This window comes from Hassallia byssoidea VB512170, from assembly GCF_000817785.2.
In the GTDB taxonomy this organism is placed as follows: domain Bacteria; phylum Cyanobacteriota; class Cyanobacteriia; order Cyanobacteriales; family Nostocaceae; genus Hassallia; species Hassallia carrinoi.
The window spans coordinates 65,579-82,732 of sequence record NZ_JTCM02000020.1 but is presented as its reverse complement, the minus strand read 5'-3'; the positions used below and the strand labels follow the sequence as shown (position 1 = coordinate 82,732).

The 17,154-nt window shown below is 42.5% G+C and carries 20 protein-coding genes; 9 read left to right on the top strand and 11 right to left on the bottom strand.

What is annotated here, in order from left to right; all coding sequences use genetic code 11:
• Together PI95_RS35885 and PI95_RS12015 are read left to right on the top strand one after the other, a co-directional pair.
• A partial coding sequence (locus PI95_RS35885; RefSeq protein WP_236117037.1) for a hypothetical protein occupies positions 1 to 188 on the top strand: 188 nt, incomplete at its 5' end.
• A 312-nt stretch (positions 189 to 500) separates the two neighbouring features.
• Complete coding sequence (locus PI95_RS12015) at positions 501 to 1,037, top strand: hypothetical protein (RefSeq protein WP_201280413.1); 537 nt, start codon at positions 501 to 503, stop codon at positions 1,035 to 1,037.
• A gap of 15 nt (positions 1,038 to 1,052) precedes the next feature.
• Here PI95_RS12015 and PI95_RS12010 read toward each other — a convergent pair whose 3' ends face one another.
• The 3 genes from PI95_RS12010 to PI95_RS12000 form a co-directional block, all read right to left on the bottom strand.
• Positions 1,053 to 2,192: an extracellular solute-binding protein gene (locus PI95_RS12010; protein ID WP_039742992.1), complete on the bottom strand. Its 1,140-nt coding sequence runs from the start codon at positions 2,190 to 2,192 to the stop codon at positions 1,053 to 1,055.
• On the bottom strand, positions 2,185 to 2,463 hold the full coding sequence (locus PI95_RS12005) for a hypothetical protein (protein ID WP_163518825.1): 279 nt from the start codon (positions 2,461 to 2,463) through the stop codon (positions 2,185 to 2,187). The genes PI95_RS12010 and PI95_RS12005 overlap by 8 nt, the downstream gene beginning before the upstream one ends.
• Before the next feature lie 170 nt (positions 2,464 to 2,633).
• On the bottom strand, positions 2,634 to 3,218 hold the full coding sequence (locus tag PI95_RS12000; protein ID WP_039742995.1) for a PAP/fibrillin family protein: 585 nt from the start codon (positions 3,216 to 3,218) through the stop codon (positions 2,634 to 2,636).
• Positions 3,219 to 3,448: 230 nt separating this feature from the next.
• Between PI95_RS12000 and PI95_RS11995 the strand changes: the two genes are divergently transcribed.
• A complete protein-coding gene (locus tag PI95_RS11995) occupies positions 3,449 to 3,688 on the top strand; it encodes a DUF3134 domain-containing protein (RefSeq protein WP_039742998.1) in 240 nt (79 codons plus the stop codon).
• A 76-nt stretch (positions 3,689 to 3,764) separates the two neighbouring features.
• Entirely contained in the window at positions 3,765 to 4,862 is a 1,098-nt protein-coding gene (mraY, locus tag PI95_RS11990) for a phospho-N-acetylmuramoyl-pentapeptide-transferase (protein ID WP_039743001.1), read from the top strand.
• A 147-nt stretch (positions 4,863 to 5,009) separates the two neighbouring features.
• On the opposite strand, the gene PI95_RS11985 is transcribed toward mraY, so the two are convergent.
• A complete protein-coding gene (locus PI95_RS11985) occupies positions 5,010 to 5,510 on the bottom strand; it encodes a MogA/MoaB family molybdenum cofactor biosynthesis protein (protein WP_039743004.1) in 501 nt (166 codons plus the stop codon).
• A 99-nt stretch (positions 5,511 to 5,609) separates the two neighbouring features.
• Between PI95_RS11985 and PI95_RS11980 the strand changes: the two genes are divergently transcribed.
• On the top strand, positions 5,610 to 5,819 hold the full coding sequence (locus tag PI95_RS11980; RefSeq protein ID WP_163518824.1) for a hypothetical protein: 210 nt from the start codon (positions 5,610 to 5,612) through the stop codon (positions 5,817 to 5,819).
• 92 nt (positions 5,820 to 5,911) lie between these two features.
• Here the strand turns inward: PI95_RS11980 and psb28 are convergent, their stop codons facing one another.
• The 4 genes from psb28 to PI95_RS11960 form a co-directional block, all read right to left on the bottom strand.
• Positions 5,912 to 6,247 carry a photosystem II reaction center protein Psb28 gene (psb28, locus tag PI95_RS11975; protein WP_039743007.1) on the bottom strand — a complete coding sequence of 112 codons (336 nt, stop codon included), beginning with the start codon at positions 6,245 to 6,247 and terminating at the stop codon, positions 5,912 to 5,914.
• Positions 6,248 to 6,350: 103 nt separating this feature from the next.
• A complete protein-coding gene (gene dtd / locus PI95_RS11970; RefSeq protein WP_039743010.1) occupies positions 6,351 to 6,848 on the bottom strand; it encodes a D-aminoacyl-tRNA deacylase in 498 nt (165 codons plus the stop codon).
• A 91-nt stretch (positions 6,849 to 6,939) separates the two neighbouring features.
• A complete protein-coding gene (locus PI95_RS11965; protein WP_039743013.1) occupies positions 6,940 to 8,070 on the bottom strand; it encodes a CobW family GTP-binding protein in 1,131 nt (376 codons plus the stop codon).
• 243 nt (positions 8,071 to 8,313) lie between these two features.
• A complete protein-coding gene (locus PI95_RS11960) occupies positions 8,314 to 9,162 on the bottom strand; it encodes a DUF4198 domain-containing protein (protein WP_039744015.1) in 849 nt (282 codons plus the stop codon).
• Between the two features lie 306 nt (positions 9,163 to 9,468).
• On the opposite strand from PI95_RS11960, the gene cysS reads away from it, so the two are divergent.
• From cysS to PI95_RS11940, 3 genes are all read left to right on the top strand, one after another.
• Positions 9,469 to 10,929: a cysteine--tRNA ligase gene (cysS, locus tag PI95_RS11955; RefSeq protein ID WP_039743016.1), complete on the top strand. Its 1,461-nt coding sequence runs from the start codon at positions 9,469 to 9,471 to the stop codon at positions 10,927 to 10,929.
• 142 nt (positions 10,930 to 11,071) lie between these two features.
• Positions 11,072 to 12,511: a TldD/PmbA family protein gene (locus tag PI95_RS11945; RefSeq protein ID WP_039744018.1), complete on the top strand. Its 1,440-nt coding sequence runs from the start codon at positions 11,072 to 11,074 to the stop codon at positions 12,509 to 12,511.
• Positions 12,512 to 12,736: 225 nt separating this feature from the next.
• Entirely contained in the window at positions 12,737 to 14,083 is a 1,347-nt protein-coding gene (locus PI95_RS11940) for a TldD/PmbA family protein (protein WP_039743019.1), read from the top strand.
• 79 nt (positions 14,084 to 14,162) lie between these two features.
• On the opposite strand, the gene PI95_RS35880 is transcribed toward PI95_RS11940, so the two are convergent.
• The 3 genes from PI95_RS35880 to coaD form a co-directional block, all read right to left on the bottom strand.
• Complete coding sequence (locus tag PI95_RS35880) at positions 14,163 to 14,303, bottom strand: Ycf66 family protein (protein ID WP_236117040.1); 141 nt, start codon at positions 14,301 to 14,303, stop codon at positions 14,163 to 14,165.
• 245 nt (positions 14,304 to 14,548) lie between these two features.
• Positions 14,549 to 15,241, bottom strand: a complete 693-nt coding sequence (locus PI95_RS11930; protein ID WP_236117036.1) for an ATP synthase subunit B family protein — start codon at positions 15,239 to 15,241, stop codon at positions 14,549 to 14,551.
• Complete coding sequence (coaD, locus tag PI95_RS11925; protein WP_039743028.1) at positions 15,127 to 15,702, bottom strand: pantetheine-phosphate adenylyltransferase; 576 nt, start codon at positions 15,700 to 15,702, stop codon at positions 15,127 to 15,129. The genes PI95_RS11930 and coaD overlap by 115 nt, the downstream gene beginning before the upstream one ends.
• Before the next feature lie 426 nt (positions 15,703 to 16,128).
• Here coaD and lgt point away from each other — a divergent pair, with 426 nt between their 5' ends.
• Complete coding sequence (lgt, locus tag PI95_RS11920) at positions 16,129 to 17,010, top strand: prolipoprotein diacylglyceryl transferase (protein WP_039743041.1); 882 nt, start codon at positions 16,129 to 16,131, stop codon at positions 17,008 to 17,010.
• Positions 17,011 to 17,154 lie beyond the last annotated feature (144 nt).

The following is a 17,154-nucleotide window of genomic DNA, read 5'->3' as shown; positions in this document are numbered from 1 at the left end:
CGACATTACCGGACAGCCTTGTATTAAAGATCCTCAAAACTCCACGACTATTTCAGCTATATGGCTGTCCGGTTTTGTCTGATTTTTTGGAACCCCTTAAGCGATCGCATACGTATTGTCTTTTTGAAGCACTTGCAACTTCACCCAAAGAAATTGCCAGCATCCACGCAGCTTTGTTTGCAATATGAGTGAGAATAATACACTGCGCTGTGATTGTTAAAATTGAAATGCCACTAAAAGATGCCGCGCGATCGCACTTCTTTCTGCTTTAAGAATCTGGTAGAAGACAGAAAAATTGTTTTGATTACCGCAAAAATTGGAAACATTGGTATTAAAAACTCTGTCTTTAGTAAGTAGACAATTCTAAATTTAATATTTTAGATTAAAGAATTGAGGATAATCTAAAAAATGTAATGGGTAATCGGTTTTGAGGAATTGATAAAAACCTATTACCCGTTACCGCTTTGAGGATTAATCCCAAATCAAACAGGGTATAAGTTATGCGTAAACATAAAATGGCTGCTCAAAAGTCATTACTTACACTATTCTTAGGCATTAGCCTCACCACGATTTCCCTTTTATCAATTCAACCATCAACAGCACAAACTGAAGCATCTATACCACCCGCTTCTGATGCTCCTTTAGAATTAAATTTATTGAACAATCCAAAAGGTGTAATTACAGCTAACACCATTAACCAAAGCAAATTGACTGTTCCGAGTTTATGGTGGGCAAAAGAAAACTCTGAAAACAAGTTGCTAGATAACTGGATAGCATATCCAGCATCAGGTACACAACCAGCACGAGTTGATGTTGTTGTCAACCAGCAGTTTTGGAGTATTTTAGACTACTTAGAACGATACAACTTCGTGAATCGTGTAGGCAGCCTTGCCAGAAATTACGGTTACAATATCCGGGTTTTCAACTATCAACAAGAACGTTTAGCAACTTATACTTGTAACTTTAATACAAGTCCAACTTTATGTAGGATAGATATTAATACTCAGAATAAACTAGGATTGGGACGCTCTTTATAGAAAAAGAAATATTTTTCATCCTTCATTTTTGATTCTGGTAAACAAATCTTGGTACTGCTTTTGCGTTGATTGGGATAAAGGCAGTAAATATTCATTTTTATCGAAAAATTGAGAATTACTCACTAAAAGATTGCGTAATGGTTCCTGGATGTCAAATGTCGCAATGTCGGTAGAAATTGGCGAATTAGTTTTAGTCAGCAAAGAAATTTGCTTGGCAATGTTGGGAGTCCAACAAAAATCAATCCACTCAGATGATAAAGCACTTTTTCCCCCAACTGGACGTACCCACAAATCTGACCACATTGCCGTTCCGGACTCAGGGATAATTGCCGCAAGTTCTGGATAACGTGTTAGCATCCGCACAACGTCGCTTGACCAAGCAACTGCTAACCAAGTATCGCCAATGATTAAGGGTTCGAGATACTTATCAGAAGCGTAAAACTTCACCTGTTGGTTTAAGGTTCGTAATTCCTTTTCCAAAGAAGGCACTTTATCAAGATTTTCAGTGTTGTAGGATTTTCCTAACTTCTTCAAAACTATACCAATAACTTCTCGTGGTTGATCGAGCAGAGAAATGCGACCTTTGCATTCACTTTGCCACAAATCAGTCCAATCTTTCGGCGGCTTTTTAAATTTATCACGGCGATAAACAATCACCGTACTACCCCAGCGGTAAGGTGCAGCCCAAATTTTTCCTTGAGCATCCAAGTTACCTTGGTCATTACGTCTCACCAATTTTTGCCAGGGTTCTGGCAAAGCAGACCACTGCTTTAACTGCGATTCTTCCAATGGTTGAATCAGTTTCTGCTCAATTGCCTCTTTAAGTGTATAATCTGCCAACGTTACCAAATCGGCTACAACGGTTTTTTGGAATTGCGGCAAGCGTAACGAGGGAAGCCATCCCTTACCATCAGTATTTTTGGTTTTCCCCTGCCAAGTTTGCAATTGATCAAATAAATCCTGCAATTGTCCTACTGGGGCAAACTTTAATTGTGCTTTTTGCTGTAAACTCTTGCTAAATTGATTCACCACCTGTCCGGGGATAGAGCCTTTCAATAGCTGCACGTTTAATTTCGCCTGATTGTTGTCAGCACACCCAACAAGCAGTTGCGATGCCAATGCGCTTGTACCCAGTATAAAAGACCGTCTATCCATCAATTTTGAATTTTAGATTTTGAAGCCACTTAGGTGCGACTGGCATCGAAGTAGCGTGATTTGGAATTATATCTATATTAGACTTACGATTCTTGGGAATGGGGCATGGGGCAATGGGCATGGGGGATGGGTAATGGGTAATGGGTAATGGGTAATAGGATAAATTCTTCCTTGTCCTCCTTGTCCTCCTTGTCCCCCCATCCCCTTGGGCTGAACCTGGACAAAAATGGCACAAGCGTTCGTTTACTAGATCCTCAACACCCCACGACATTTTCGGATGTTCGCGCTAGCGTCTCCGAAGGAGAAGGCTGTCAATGAGTGTCTATTGTTTGTGAAACCCCCATCTCCCCATCTCCCCATCTCCCCATCTCCCCATCTCCCCTCTTGACAAAGTACCTACAATCGCTTAAGGTCATTCGCAAATACTCTTTGAGGAACATTTTATGCTTTGGTTAAGACAAACACACTACCCTCATTACCTCTACCAATACGCAGATCGTTATCTAGATAGGTGATATCTAGCCAGCCTTGTTGTTCACCGCTTTTAATAGGAAAATCAATTGCAGTGAATTTTTTACCAGCTTCAATTTGTTGGATAAAAGTTTCCGGATTGCTGTAACCTATTAAGTTTTTCAAGCCGATAATAGATCGCTCAAATTTGACTTTGACGCGCCGCTCGGAAACTACTTCAAATTTAGCAGCCACGCTGACTAAACCTTGGAGTAATGGTAAGCCATAAATTTCGGCTATGTTGTAAACACTGTTAGTTTCTACGCGAATACACTGATAAATTTGACCAACTTTAGACAAGGGTATCCGATCGAGGTTTAATAGCCCAATGCTTGTGGTGTATAGCAGTCGCCAATTGCCATTGAGTAAATGAACAGCTTCAACCGGACGAGGTGTAGGGTTTAAGTCTTCTAAGTTAGCGATCGCCGCTAAAATAACCTGTTTTTCTGTTTCAGTTGCAAGTATTCCCCGATTTGTAGAAGCAATAGCATTAATTAAATACGCCTTTGTCATGATGTGTCATTACCTCAAAAAATATCAGTATTAAGACGATATTAATGTTCTATGTATAAAGGCATAACATTAATTGAGAATCCACAAGTCCCGTGCGATCGTTTACCACTATTAAATAAATATTTTTTGACGGATTTTTCTATGAGAGAGTTGAATGATGAACTAAATTCGCCTAGATCAAGTGATAAACTCTTAATGTCTATTCACTGTAGCCTTTTCGTGCTTTCCTCGATATGTTGAATTCTCCATTACGTGAAGAACCCCGCAACCAACGAGCCGCCGTAATTCCATTAAAGCAAGAGTCCTCGCTCTTGGACTGGTTGCAGTCAAGTAATCGTCTGATAGCGCGTGAAGTTCAAGATGCAGATTTTTCATCTAGTGAAGATGATGTCGAAGCTTTGATGGGTGTAGAAGATGGCGGAATTGATTATGATATCGATGATGACGACGATATCCCCGTAGAAGACGATTAATTTCTGTCGGTAGGGGGCAAAAGTGGCATAGTCCCCGTAATTTAATTTTATAAGTGTGGAGTGAAGGGAAATATCCGTGGACGCTAAATTATCTCCTGACCAAGGGTTAAATATTTCTGGTATTGGTCTAGTCTCTTTATTGGGTGTAGGACTAAGTGTTGCAGCACTAAGTTTAGATTGGATGGGCAATCGGTTGCCTTGGCAGGGTATGTCGCTAACCCTGCCACTATTGTTGTCTGCGCTATTGTCGGGCGCCGTCGGCTTTTGGGTAATACCGTGGCTGCAAGCACTCAAAGCAGGGCAAATCATCCGTGAGGATGGTCCGCAAGCGCATTTGAAAAAGGCAGGCACTCCAACAATGGGCGGCATTTTCTTTGTGCCTGTGGCGGTGATTATTGCTTGTATATGGTCTAACTTTTCATGGGAAGTACTTGCGGTTTCCGCATTAACACTAAGTTACGGTTTGATTGGCTGGATTGACGATTGGCAAATTCTCCGCCGTAAGTCCAATAAAGGTATATCGCCTCAGATGAAACTGGCTTTGCAAGTCGGTTTTGCAGCACTGTTTTGTCTGTGGCTAATGTTTAACCAGCCTTCTAATATTACGAATATCGCTTTGCCTTTTGTTGGTCTTTCACTACCTCTAGGATTTCTATTCTGGCCTTTAGCTGGTTTTGTTTTAGTAGCAGAAAGTAACGCGACTAATTTAACTGATGGTATTGATGGGTTGGCAGCGGGAACAGTAGCGATCGCTATCTTCGCATTAGGTGTTCTCATCGCCCCCACCTCGCTTCCATTGATGGTTTTCTGTGCTGCTGTTAGTGGCAGCTGCTTGGGCTTTTTAGCTCATAATCGCAACCCGGCTCGCGTTTTTATGGGAGATACTGGTTCCCTAGCGCTGGGAGGCGCTCTGGCAGCCGTAGGATTGATGACTAATAGCCTAGTAGCGCTATTTATTATTAGCGGTATCTTCTTCGTCGAAACCCTTTCAGTAATGGCGCAAGTTGGTTACTACAAAGCCACAAAAGGTCCTGATGGTAAAGGTAAGCGGTTATTCAAAATGGCACCCCTACACCATCATTTAGAACTTACCGGTTGGTCTGAACAACAAGTAGTTGCCGTTTTTTATATTATCGCAGCAATTTTGTCTGTAATCAGTTTGGCGTTGGCGTAGCCTCTCCTACGGAGAATCGCTCAATTTTAATAAGTTGAAAAAATAACGATAGGAAAATCTTGCAACCCCCTCTATCTAAAGGGGGTTGTTTTTTCGTAGTGAGCGCTTCACCGCTCAAAGCAAGGGCTGAAGCCCTTACTACATTGATTATTTCCGCATCTGGCTGACTAAATGCACGAGTTCGGGTAAAATCAACTTGGACATCGCCAACCGGACAGCATTGCTAGAACCAGGAAGAGAAAAGATTAATTTATCTTGATAAATACCAGCAACAGCGCGAGAGGCGATCGCTCGCGAACCAATTTCTTGATAACTTAAAAAGCGAAATAACTCCCCAAATCCCGGTAAGGTTTTTGAGAGCAATTTCTCAATTGCATCGTAGGTGGTATCCCTCGGTGCAATTCCCGTGCCACCGTTGAAAATTACAACATCTAAATTAGCGTTTTTACCCAACAATTGAATTTGCTCTTGAATCTGTGCTGGTTCATCCTTGATAATTGTGTAAGCTCCTACAGCATGATTTGCATTCACAAGTAATTGCTGAATTAGCTGTCCACTTTTGTCTGTTTCACTTGTGCGTGTATCGCTAACTGTAACCACAGCACAAGTTACTGACATTTCTGGTGAGTCAGGATGAGGTTGTTGCATATAATATTTTGCTAATGGGTAATCGGTAATGGGTAATCGGTAATGGGGAATGGGTAACGTGCTTTTCTCCAATTACCAATTCCCAATTCCCAATTACCAATGCCCAATGACGCCAGGTGCGTGACTGTCGGCAAAGCCGACGGCAGGTGCGCGTCTGCCGGGAAACCCTTGCGGCAACAGCGAGTGGGGGGAACCACGGCAGGTGCTACAACAGGACTCCACCCCCCTTCGGGTTCGCCACTTCGACGGGACGGAAACCAACACCGCCGAGTGGACTCACCGCAACGCACTGCCGGACCTTGGCGCTAGCCTCACACGAGTGGGAGAAGACCGCGCTGCCGATGCCTACGCACTGCCGGACCAACGCACTCGCTCCCCAATTCCCAATGCCCAATGCCCGATTAAGATTTACTCAATTCTAATCCATTTTCCTCGCCGTACCGCTCCATAAAGCGTATAAAACGATCCCATTGTTCGCTAGATTTCATTATATGAATAGCTTCTAATGCTTCTGGTTTGCCGTTGATAAATCGAGCTTTGACTTCACGAGTGATGATTTCTCCTTCCTCGTCAATCATATACATACCGGTGATATCTTCAGTGACACCTTGATCCAAAGCTTTAGGATTGTTGAAAATAAACGTTGCTGTACCACTGTCGCCAGTACGCGATCGCGTTAACCGCACCTCTGGAATGACTTCTTCATTCATACCTCTAGAAAACTGGATCTTAGCCATGATGAGAGAGTTTAAACTTTTGTGATGGTTAGTTTAATATTCTCTCATCATTTAGAACTGCTTAGTATAGCGTTGCTTATTTTTATTAACTACGTATAAACCCTTACATCGCTTCTCGCTCTAGCAATAAAGTCACAGGACCGTCATTTTCAATCGACACTTGCATCATCGCGCCAAATTCACCAGTTTCTACCCGCAAATTAGTTTCTCGTAACTTGGCGACAAAGTTATTATATAAATCTTTGGCTAATGTTGGCGCGGCTGAACGGTCAAAGGAGGGACGGCGCCCTTTGCGACAGTCTCCGTAAAGCGTGAATTGACTAATCACCAGCAACTCACCGTCAATTTCCTGTACGGATTTTTGCCATCTGTCTCCACGCCAGTCGCTACAACGTTCGTGACCTCCGCAACGCGCTGGCTCCCCCTCTTCATCAGGAAACAGCCGCAAGTCCAAACATTTACGTACCATCCAGTCAACTTCGACATCAGTATCAGTATTGGCAATACCGACGAGTAAGTTTAACCCTCGCCCAATTTTGCCGACAATTTCATCGTTTACAGTAACTTGAGATGATTTAACTCGCTGAAGAATAACGCGCATAACCAGGGATTAGGGACTAGGGAAATAAGGAGACAATAAAGAAAATTATAAAATATTAATTTCTTAATCTCTAGCCCCTAGCCTCTAGTCACTATTTCCCAAATCCTTTACCGCGACTTGTGGAAGGAAGACAGATGCACTTTTCTAACTGTTCTAACAACTGATTTTGATCTAAATTTTGACCAATTAAAACAATCTGATTTTTCTTTTCACCTTTCCACTCATCATCATCCATAGTAAAGCGCTTACCGCAAAGGTGGAAAATATGACGTTTTGGACTTTCATCAAACCACATAATTCCCTTCGCGCGGAAGATATTCTCAGATAGCTGATTATCTAAGAAATATTGAAACTTCCTAATAGAAAAAGGTTTGTCAATTTGGAAAGATACTGAGGTAAAACCATCATTTTCTAAATGGTCGGAATGATGGTGGTGATGTTCGTGGTCGTGGTGATCGTGGTGGTCGTGATGGTCGTGACCGCATGTAGAATGGTCATGATCGTGGTCGTGATGGTCATGATCGTGGTCGTGATGGTCGTGATTATGCTCATCAACGGTGTCAAAATACTTATCAGACTCAAACAGACCAACGCTGAGAATTAAAGGAAGTGGGACTTGCGATCGCGTCGTGCGAAGAATTCGAGCTCCTTCTTTAACTTCTCCTATTTTTTTCTCCAACTCATTCAAAGTGGCTTCATCAACTAAATCACTTTTGTTGATCACAATCACATCACCATAAGCAATTTGACTGTAAGCTGCTTGAGAGTTGAATAAATCCAAGCTGTAATTTGCCGCGTCTACCACCGTAATAATCGAATCCAGACGAGTCAAATCGCGTAATTCTGTACCCAAAAAAGTCAGCGCGACTGGTAGCGGGTCTGCTAATCCAGTTGTTTCTACAACTAGATAATCTAGCTTTTCTTCGCGTTCTAAAACTTTGTAAACGGCATCAACCAAATCATTATTAATGGTGCAGCAAATACAACCATTATTCAGTTCCACCATATTTTCACCAGTGGAAACAATTAACTCGTTGTCGATGCCAATTTCACCAAATTCATTCACTAAAACAGCGGTTTTCAAACCCTGTTGATTGGTGAGAATATGATTAAGTAAAGTCGTCTTACCACTACCGAGGAAGCCAGTAATAATTGTTACTGGCAAGCCTTGTTTCGGTGCATCCATTGCTTGAGATTGGTCAGGAGTCACTGCTGATTGCATAGTTTGACCGTCACCAGGTTCAGAAAAGGGTTATAAAAATATTAGGCTCAACTTACTAATTTAGCGCAGGCAATCGCCCGATCCAGCTTTCCTAAGTTTAAATAAGGCTTTCAAAATTAAGATGGTCAGTCTCAGCCCTACAGTAAAAGCTTACTGTGAAGCAAGCCACCCAAGGCATCGACTGACCGTTATCGTTCTCAACTATAAGCGATTATGGCGTTATCGAGCGCAGAAATTCCGCCATCATAAATTTAGAGATTTTTTAGAGATGGCGATCGCTTCAAGCCTGCGATCTTTAAACTTTTTAGACTGTCCAGAAGCAAGCCCCAGTGTAACAAGCAAACTTAAACCAAGCACCGCTGACGGTTCTGGCACACGTTCTGTTCTTCGTTGTGCGGTCAATGTGGTAGCATAATTAACAATAAGATTAGTTTCTGCGGTGCTATTGAAGCTGGCTTCGATTGGTTGCAGTCCAGAGTCACCAATCAAGACATCATAGCCGATGCCGCTGGCATTTAATGCAAGCTCTGTTCCCTGATATTCGACTAAAGCGTCAGTTATCAAATTGCCCTGATACAAAACCTGAATTGGCAAGATTTCTCCTACCGCTACCTCAAACGGATTCTTCAAAGGCTGAATCTCAAGTGGAAGACCAAACGGTTGGGAAATCGCTGACGACCAGTCATAAAGAGCCTTAGTGTACTTCACACTATTAGTGACATTAAGGTAATTAATAGCCTCTGCCTCGGCTTGTGTGATGCGAGAAGTAGTATTATCTGGGTTTCTCAACCTGAAACCATTATTGTCAAAGTATGCGGTTAGCGCTGCAATATCACTCTGGGGAACAACTTTAATTTTATCTTGGATGCTTATTGTCAGAGGCACCGTTAGTTTGTTGATATCGTAGCCTGTAGCTAACCGAAATCTTGACACATCAATAGTAGGATCTGGACCTGACTCTGGATGACCGAACACCAGCTTATATCCATCGTTTTCCGGCTCAAACCAAACTACGTGAGCCAATGCAGGTTGCACAATTATAGGTAAAAGAGCAACAGCCAAAAGCAATTCTTTTAACCGTTTGACAATCATCTTGATTTTCCTTGTTGGTAGATGCGTGGTTTGATTTCCAAAGATGAAACGAAAACAAACAGACATAGCAATCGAACAGTGCGCTTACTTTCTTTTTGGCACTGGGTCAAACTAAAATGTTTGCAGTTGTTACAATCCGCAATTATTGAGAATGAGTCTTATTTATTCGACTCGGTAAAACTTTAGTATGAGAAGAAATCCTAAAAATCATCCCCTGGTGTGATTTATTTAACAGCAGTTGATATGCTAAAGACTAGAAAATCTACAATGGCTTAATAGATGCACTTTATTTCTTAAGTTCTCAGAATGACCCTAACTGTTTACAATACCCTCACCCGTCGCCAAGAACTCTTTGAAACTGTCGAACCCAAAAAGGTTAAGATGTATTACTGCGGCGTGACGGTTTATGATTATTGCCATTTGGGTCATGCCAGAGCTTGTATAGTTTGGGATGTAGTGCGTCGATACTTACAATTTCTCGGCTATGAAGTGCGCTACGTCCAGAATTTTACTGACGTTGATGATAAGATTTTGAATCGAGCGCGGCAAGAACACTCAACGATGGAGACGATCGCCGATCGCTTTATCAAAGCATATTTTGAGGATATGGCGCGGCTGAATGTCAAAGAAGCTTCAGAATATCCCCGCGCTACCCATACAATGAATGGCATAACTCGACTAATTCACGAGTTAGAAAACAAAGGCTACGCTTACCCAAGTAACGGCGATGTATACTACGCGGTGCGTAAGTTTCCTGAGTATGGCAAGCTTTCTGGACGTAAATTAGAAAATTCGCAAGCTGGTGCGAGTGGACGAGTTGATTTAGAAGATCCAGAGTATCAGCGCAAAAAAGATTCGGCTGATTTTGCTTTGTGGAAAGCTGCAAAACCAGATGAACCGAGTTGGGAATCACCTTGGGGTAAAGGTCGTCCAGGGTGGCATATTGAATGTAGTGCAATGGTACGCGATCGCCTTGGGGAAACCATCGACATTCACGCCGGCGGTGAAGATTTAATTTTCCCCCATCATGAAAATGAAATTGCCCAATCTGAAGCAGTGACAGGCAAACCGTTATCTCGATACTGGATGCATAACGGCATGGTGAAGGTGGATGGCGAAAAAATGTCCAAATCTTTAGGTAATTTTACCACGATTCGCGACTTACTGAATCGAGGCGTTGACCCGATGGCAGTGCGTTTATTTGTGTTGATGGCACAATATCGCACACCAATCGATTTTACCGATGAAGCAATTCAAGCAGCAACAAACGGTTGGAACACCCTGAAAGAAGGTTTATTATTCGGCTATCAATACGGTGAAAAGCTTGGTTGGGTACAAAAAGACAAGGCAACTGAAAATAACCCAATCCAAAATTCCTATGTTGAACGTTTTCAAGAAGTTGTAAATAATGACTTTAATTTCCCTGGTGGGTTGGTGATTTTGTTTAAATTAGCCAAAGAACTAGAACGTGAGGGGAATATCCTGGTGCATCAAGGTAAAACCGAAATACCACCGGACGAGTTATTCAAACAATGGCAAACACTTGTCACTTTAGCTGAAGTTTTGGGTTTAGAAGCCGAGATGGAAGCAGAAAAATCTGTGAGTGAGGGTTTAAGCGATGCACAAATTGAAGCGAAAATTGACCAAAGACAACAAGCACGTTTAGCGAAGAATTTTGAAATGAGCGATCGCATTCGCAATGAACTACTTCAATCCGGAATTACCCTAATTGATAGTCGTGACGGAACCCGCTGGCACAGAAATTAGGAAAACTGGTAATGGGTAATGGGGAATGGGTAATGGGGAATGGAAAATCATTACCAATTACCAATTACCAATTACCAATTACCTATTACCAATTACCAATTACCAATTACCAATTACCAATTACCAATTACCAACTTTAATTATGTGGTCTAAATTAACAAACATCATCGCTTCTCTAAATATCCCCGCTGATTGGATTGGTATCAGAGCCGTAAAGGAAAACAACTATAATTGTTATGTTCGAGATGCCTTACCGCAAACAAACGGCAAATCCTCTACTATCGGAGTGATGCTGGAAGTTTTGGTTAATGGTTGTCTCGGTTACGCTGCTACCAATTCCCTAGATCTTGCCAGCTTGCAAGCTGCTGCGGAAAAAGCGTATAAACAGGCACTAGCTGCTAGCGAATGGTGGATATATCCCTTCAGTGCGAAAGAACGCCCGAAAGTCGTTGGTGAATATATCTCCCCATTTCTTAAACCGTTAGATGCACTGAGTGCCAGAGAAATAAATGATATACTCATCCGCATTTGCAAAACTTTAAAAGTTGACGATAAAATCGTCCAAACCACGGCAACCACCACCACCACCGAAAAAGAAACGTGGTTTGTCAGCAGTAACGGTTCGGAAGTGTATCAAAAAATATTGTCATTAGGCACTCATTACGGAGCTACGGCACAAGATGGAGCGATCGTGCAGCAGCGCAGTAACAACGGCTGGCAAGCACACTGTTACCAAGGTGGCATGGAACTGTTAAGAGAAGAAGAATTATGGCAACGGGTGCAGAAAATTGGCGAACAGGCAGTAGAACTATTGACAGCAGACGAATGCCCGTCTACACGCACCAACTTAGTTTTAGCACCCGACCAAATGATGCTGCAAATCCATGAAAGTGTCGGACATCCCCTAGAAATCGATCGCATTTTAGGAGATGAGCGCAACTACGCCGGCGGCAGCTTTGTCAGCAAAAGTGACTTTGGGAACTTAGTATACGGTTCTGAGTTAATGAACATCACCTTTGACCCCACCGTACCCGGAGAGTTTGCCAGCTATAACTTTGATGATACTGGGGCAGTGGCAACACGAGAGTACTTAATTAAAGAAGGCGTACTTCAGCGCGGTGTAGGTAGTTTAGAAAGCCAAGCTAGAGCCAATGTACCAGGAGTTGCCTGTGCGCGTGCATGTTCTTGGAATCGACCAGCAATCGATCGCATGGCAAACTTGAATTTAGAGCCAGGAAACGCCAGCTTTGACGAAATCATCGCCGACATAGAACACGGCGTTTACATGGAATCTAACCGTTCTTGGTCAATTGATGACCAACGTTATAAATTTCAGTTTGGTTGCGAGTACGCCAAATTAATTGAAAACGGCAAACTCACCAAAACCCTCCGCAATCCCAATTATCGAGCCACCACACCCGAATTTTGGCACAGCTTAATCAAACTCGGAAACTCTTCTAACTGGCAAATGTACGGCACAGCTTACTGCGGCAAAGGAGAACCAAATCAAGCGATTTCCGTAGGACATGGTTCACCCATTTGTCTATTTGCTAACGTCGAAGTCTTCGGCGGAGGCGCCTAAGAGGGAGTAGGGAGTAGGGAGTAGGGAGTAGGGAGTAGGGGGACAAGGAGACAAGGGGGACAAGGGGGACAAGGGAGACAAGGGGACAAGGAGACAATTCTTTCTCCCCATCCCCCCATCCCCCCATCCCCCCATCTCCCCCTCTCCCCATCCCCCCATCCCCCCACTCCCCCATCCCCCTCCCCCACTCCCCACTCCCCACTCACCACTCACCAGAAAATGCCGATGAAAATTGACGAATTATCAAATTTAGAAATCAGCTTTAATCGATTGATTGAAACTCTGCTAAATAAAAAAGCAGATAGCGAACACTTCACGATAAAACTACACAGCGAACGCAGTCAATTTACGCGGTTCAATCACGCCAAAGTGCGACAAACTGGTTGTGTTGCTGATGGTTGGATCGAACTGAATTTGATGCAAGATCGGCGTAATAGTTTTCGACAGTTTCCCTTTACTGGAAATTGGGAAATAGATTGGCAAGCAGCATACAACGCTTTTAAAGAATTAAGGGAAGAATTGCCTTATTTACCTGCCGATCCGTATCTAGTACTGCCATCAGGAACAAATACCAGTCGAGAAATACATTCTGGGAAATTGTTAACAGCAGAAGCGGTAGTACCAACCGTACTAGAACAAGTTGCCGAATTAGATTTTGCTGGGATATATGCTGGGGGTTCGGTAATTCAAGGTTATGGTGATTCTAGCGGTCAAAAACATTTATTTGCGACCGATACTTTTACTTTAGATTATTCTATTTTCACGACTTCGGGACAAGCTGTAAAAGGCACTTTTGCTGGAAGTGATTGGGATTCAACTGCGTATACGGCGAAAATCAGCGATGCGAAAAGGCAAATAGAATTGCTTTCACATTCGCCGAAAGAATTGCCACGAGGAAATTACAAAACTTATTTTGCGCCGACGGCTGTTTCTGATTTATTAATGATGCTTTCTTGGGGTGGTGTCAGCGAAGCTGATATTCAACAAGGAAATAGCGCTTTGGCTGCAATATCGCGTCAAGAAAAGCAACTTTCTCGGTTATTTAATTTGAAAGAAAACTTTCAACGGGGGTTAGTGCCGCGATTTAATGAATGGGGAGAAATGGCAGCACCGGAAATTCCTATAATTGAAAAAGGTATGTTAGTAAATACCTTGGTGAATTCTCGCACGGCAAAGGAATATGAAAAAAATGCGAATGGCGCTAATGGAAATGAGTCATTACGTGCGCCAGAAGTAAGTGTGGGAAACTTAGCATTTGAGCAGATTTTGCCAAGTTTAGATACAGGCTTATATGTATCGAATTTACATTACTTGAATTGGAGCGATCGCCCAACTGGTAGAATCACAGGCATGACTCGTTATGCTTGTTTTTGGGTGGAAAAAGGAGAAATCATCGCCCCAATTGAAAATCTCCGTTTTGATGACAGTCTGTATCGCTTTTGGGGAGAAAATCTCATAGACTTCACGAATTTTCAAGAATTCATTCCCGAAGTCGGAACATACGAAAGTCGTCAACTCGGAGGTAGTATGGTTCCTGGTATGTTGGTTGAAGATTTCACTTATACTCTTTAATTGTTTCACGCAAAATTGTAGAGACGTTCCGGCGGAACGTCTCTATAGACGTTCCATTGGAACGTCTCTACGGGTGATATTATCTATTTCTATAAACGTTAATTACAATATCTTTAATACAGAAATAAATAATTATTAAAAATGACAAAAATTGCCCAAATTGAAGAATTGGATCTAATCGCCAACCTTGAAATATCAAAATTACCCCAGATAAAAACATTAGAACTGGTATAAATATCGCCTGGATAATATAAAGTGATAGAGCTTGATTAGTCAATCTAGTTGTTTGAACTAAAAAAAATACCATTAAAATTAAGTAAGCTGCCCCCAAAAGAACGTAAATAATTCCTAGTAAGCTGGCTACATTTAAGCCAATATTAACTTGGGCGAAAGTAAACATTTATTAAAAATCCTGCTTAATGAAATTAATTTGTGGTATGTAAATACTTTTATTAATTTACAGGTTTATTTCTTCTTGCCAGGAGATGAATTGTTATGTGGTGGGGTGTCTGGATACAGTTGTTCGCGTCCGTTGCGAATAACTCGCAACATATCGGTGAGGTTTTGCTCGATATTTTCTAAGACGCTATCAGCATAAGTATCGGCGCCATTTTCAATTTCTTGAGCTTGGGCGATCGCGATTTGGCGAATTTCTTCCAACTCTTGCTGACAAGCACGTCGCTTGCGCTCAATTTCTGCCAGGGTGTCTTCCATCATCGCATCACATTCAAGCTGCACTTCTTGCCGAAGAAGAAGCGCTTCTGTTTGTGCTTGTCGGATAATGTCGCTTTCAGCTAGAATCTGCGCTCTTTTCGCTTGCGCTGCCTCTACAATTTGCTGTCCATATTCTTCCGCTGACAGCAGAATTTCCTGCTTCTGTTCGATAATCGCGGCAGCTTCTTGAAAAACAGATGGCAAAGAAACTCGAATAAAATCAAGCTGATCCAGCAGCTTTTCTTCATCCACTAACGTGCGTCGCGTCAGGGGAATGTGGAAACTAGAAAGAATCATTTCCTCTAAGCGGTTGAGTTCCTGCTGAATTTCTACACTTCCCATTCCGGAAACGTCTCCATAGGAGTTTGGGTCGGCAAACTCCTGAGGTTCTGGGTTGCTTCCGTTTTGATTGGGTTCGATACTGTCTGTTGGTGAGCGTAGCATTGGTATATATCTACAGCGACGTGCGGGGGAACAAGATGATCGATAGAGCCACCAAACCTTGCAATCTCTTTTACTACACTACTACTTAAAAAACTATACTCGTTTGACGTAGCCAGAAAAACAGTTTCTATTTGAGTAGAAAGGGTTTTATTAGTATGCGCCATTTGTAGCTCTACTTCAAAGTCCGAAACCGCCCGTAAACCCCGTAGCAAAACTTGTGCTTGTTGCATTTGGGCATAATTGACGGTTAGACCATCAAAGCTGTCTACTTCTACATTAGGTAGATGTGCTGTTGAAAGACGAATCTGTTCTTGGCGTTGTTGCACGCTAAACAGTGGCATTTTGTTTGGGTTACGCAGCACAGCGACAATCACCTTCTCAAACAACCTGCTACCACGTTGGATCAAGTCAAGGTGTCCTAAGGTAATGGGGTCGAAACTACCTGGATAAATGGCAATCACAATTTTAGATGCCTCACAGTTGTTTAGGTGATTATATCGAAACTCGATTGATAGATCGCGAACTGCTATTTTACTTTAAAAATAAAGGTGATAATTTTGCGCCTTAGACCTTTAGACTAGAAATCTGATGAAACAATAAATATCCCAAACCCGACATTAAACTTCAAGCGCCAGGGCAAACTCTTTCCTTAGTTTTGCTTTCATGAATTGTCTATCCTCTGTTCTCAACCCAAGGCGACTTAAAATCAATCTTATGGATGAGACCAGAATGCTTGTATGTCAAGTCAACCTCCGGTATATAAATGCTCATCAACTGAGGGATAGACTCAGGAAAAATATATTCTTTAGTTAACGAGAGGCAGATGAAACTCTTGCCTAGCCTGAATCTGCACGCACTGATTATTATCATTTTTTAGGTACTTTTGCATGTTATGCGATTTTTCCGCACTGCCTTTGGCGTTTCAATTTACTTCTCCAGGACCGATTCTGGTTAAAATCGGATTTTTAACTATTCGCTGGTATGGCTTATTGATTGCCTCAGCCGTGTTAATTGGCGTTAGCCTCTCTCAGTACTTGGCAAAGCGCCGTAATGTTAATCCAGAGTTGCTGAGTGATTTGTCAATTTGGCTGGTAATTGGCGCAATTCCCGCTGCCCGGATATATTACGTTTTGTTTCAGTGGGCAGAATATGTCCAGCACCCAGAACGCATTATTGCCATTTGGCAAGGAGGTATTGCGATTCATGGTGCAATTATTGGTGGGGTTGTAGCGGCGTTAATTTTTGCGAAACTTAAACAGGTTTCTTTTTGGCAATTAGCAGATTTAGTAGCACCTTCGCTGATTTTAGGACAAGCGATCGGGCGCTGGGGCAATTTCTTTAACTCTGAAGCTTTCGGCGATCCTACCAATTTACCCTGGAAGCTTTACATTCCACCAGAACGCCGTCCTCCAGAGTTGGCTAGTTTTGAGTATTTCCATCCCACCTTTCTCTACGAATCTCTGTGGGATTTAATGGTTTTCGCTTTGCTGATGACTTTGTTTTTTCGGAGTTTGCGATCGCAACCACGCCTAAAAGTAGGTACTTTGTTTATGGTTTACTGGGTAGCTTACAGCTTAGGACGCTTTTGGATCGAGGGTCTAAGGACTGATAGCTTGATGCTAGGACCACTAAGAATCGCACAATTGGTAAGTTTAACCGGAATTCTCTTAGGATTAGCTGGGCTAGCTTGGCTTTACTTAGCTAAACGTCCTTTACCTGATGTAGTTTCCCCGCCCAATGGAGATGAGGGACTAGGGACTAGGGACTAGGGAGATGGGGGGATGGGGGGACAAGGGGGACAAGGGGGACAACCACCAACTAACTCCTAACTCCTAATTCCCGTACAGACGTTCCGTCGGAACGTCTCTACCAAACCACTAACCACTATCCACAAACCACTAACAAAAATAAAA

What these genes read in the sequence shown, in the direction of transcription:
- PI95_RS11940 (WP_039743019.1), top strand. Translation starts at nt 12,737, where the DNA reads ATGAAAATTGACGAATTATCAAATTTAGAAATCAGCTTTAATCGATTG.
- PI95_RS11930 (WP_236117036.1), bottom strand. Translation starts at nt 15,241, where the DNA reads ATGCTACGCTCACCAACAGACAGTATCGAACCCAATCAAAACGGAAGC.
- PI95_RS12010 (WP_039742992.1), bottom strand. Translation starts at nt 2,192, where the DNA reads ATGGATAGACGGTCTTTTATACTGGGTACAAGCGCATTGGCATCGCAA.
- PI95_RS11965 (WP_039743013.1), bottom strand. Translation starts at nt 8,070, where the DNA reads ATGCAATCAGCAGTGACTCCTGACCAATCTCAAGCAATGGATGCACCG.
- cysS (WP_039743016.1), top strand. Translation starts at nt 9,469, where the DNA reads ATGACCCTAACTGTTTACAATACCCTCACCCGTCGCCAAGAACTCTTT.
- PI95_RS11960 (WP_039744015.1), bottom strand. Translation starts at nt 9,162, where the DNA reads ATGATTGTCAAACGGTTAAAAGAATTGCTTTTGGCTGTTGCTCTTTTA.
- PI95_RS11985 (WP_039743004.1), bottom strand. Translation starts at nt 5,510, where the DNA reads ATGCAACAACCTCATCCTGACTCACCAGAAATGTCAGTAACTTGTGCT.
- PI95_RS11945 (WP_039744018.1), top strand. Translation starts at nt 11,072, where the DNA reads ATGTGGTCTAAATTAACAAACATCATCGCTTCTCTAAATATCCCCGCT.
- psb28 (WP_039743007.1), bottom strand. Translation starts at nt 6,247, where the DNA reads ATGGCTAAGATCCAGTTTTCTAGAGGTATGAATGAAGAAGTCATTCCA.
- PI95_RS11980 (WP_163518824.1), top strand. Translation starts at nt 5,610, where the DNA reads ATGCCCAATGACGCCAGGTGCGTGACTGTCGGCAAAGCCGACGGCAGG.
- lgt (WP_039743041.1), top strand. Translation starts at nt 16,129, where the DNA reads ATGTTATGCGATTTTTCCGCACTGCCTTTGGCGTTTCAATTTACTTCT.
- dtd (WP_039743010.1), bottom strand. Translation starts at nt 6,848, where the DNA reads ATGCGCGTTATTCTTCAGCGAGTTAAATCATCTCAAGTTACTGTAAAC.
- PI95_RS12005 (WP_163518825.1), bottom strand. Translation starts at nt 2,463, where the DNA reads ATGTCGTGGGGTGTTGAGGATCTAGTAAACGAACGCTTGTGCCATTTT.
- PI95_RS12015 (WP_201280413.1), top strand. Translation starts at nt 501, where the DNA reads ATGCGTAAACATAAAATGGCTGCTCAAAAGTCATTACTTACACTATTC.
- PI95_RS35880 (WP_236117040.1), bottom strand. Translation starts at nt 14,303, where the DNA reads ATGTTTTTATCTGGGGTAATTTTGATATTTCAAGGTTGGCGATTAGAT.
- PI95_RS11995 (WP_039742998.1), top strand. Translation starts at nt 3,449, where the DNA reads ATGTTGAATTCTCCATTACGTGAAGAACCCCGCAACCAACGAGCCGCC.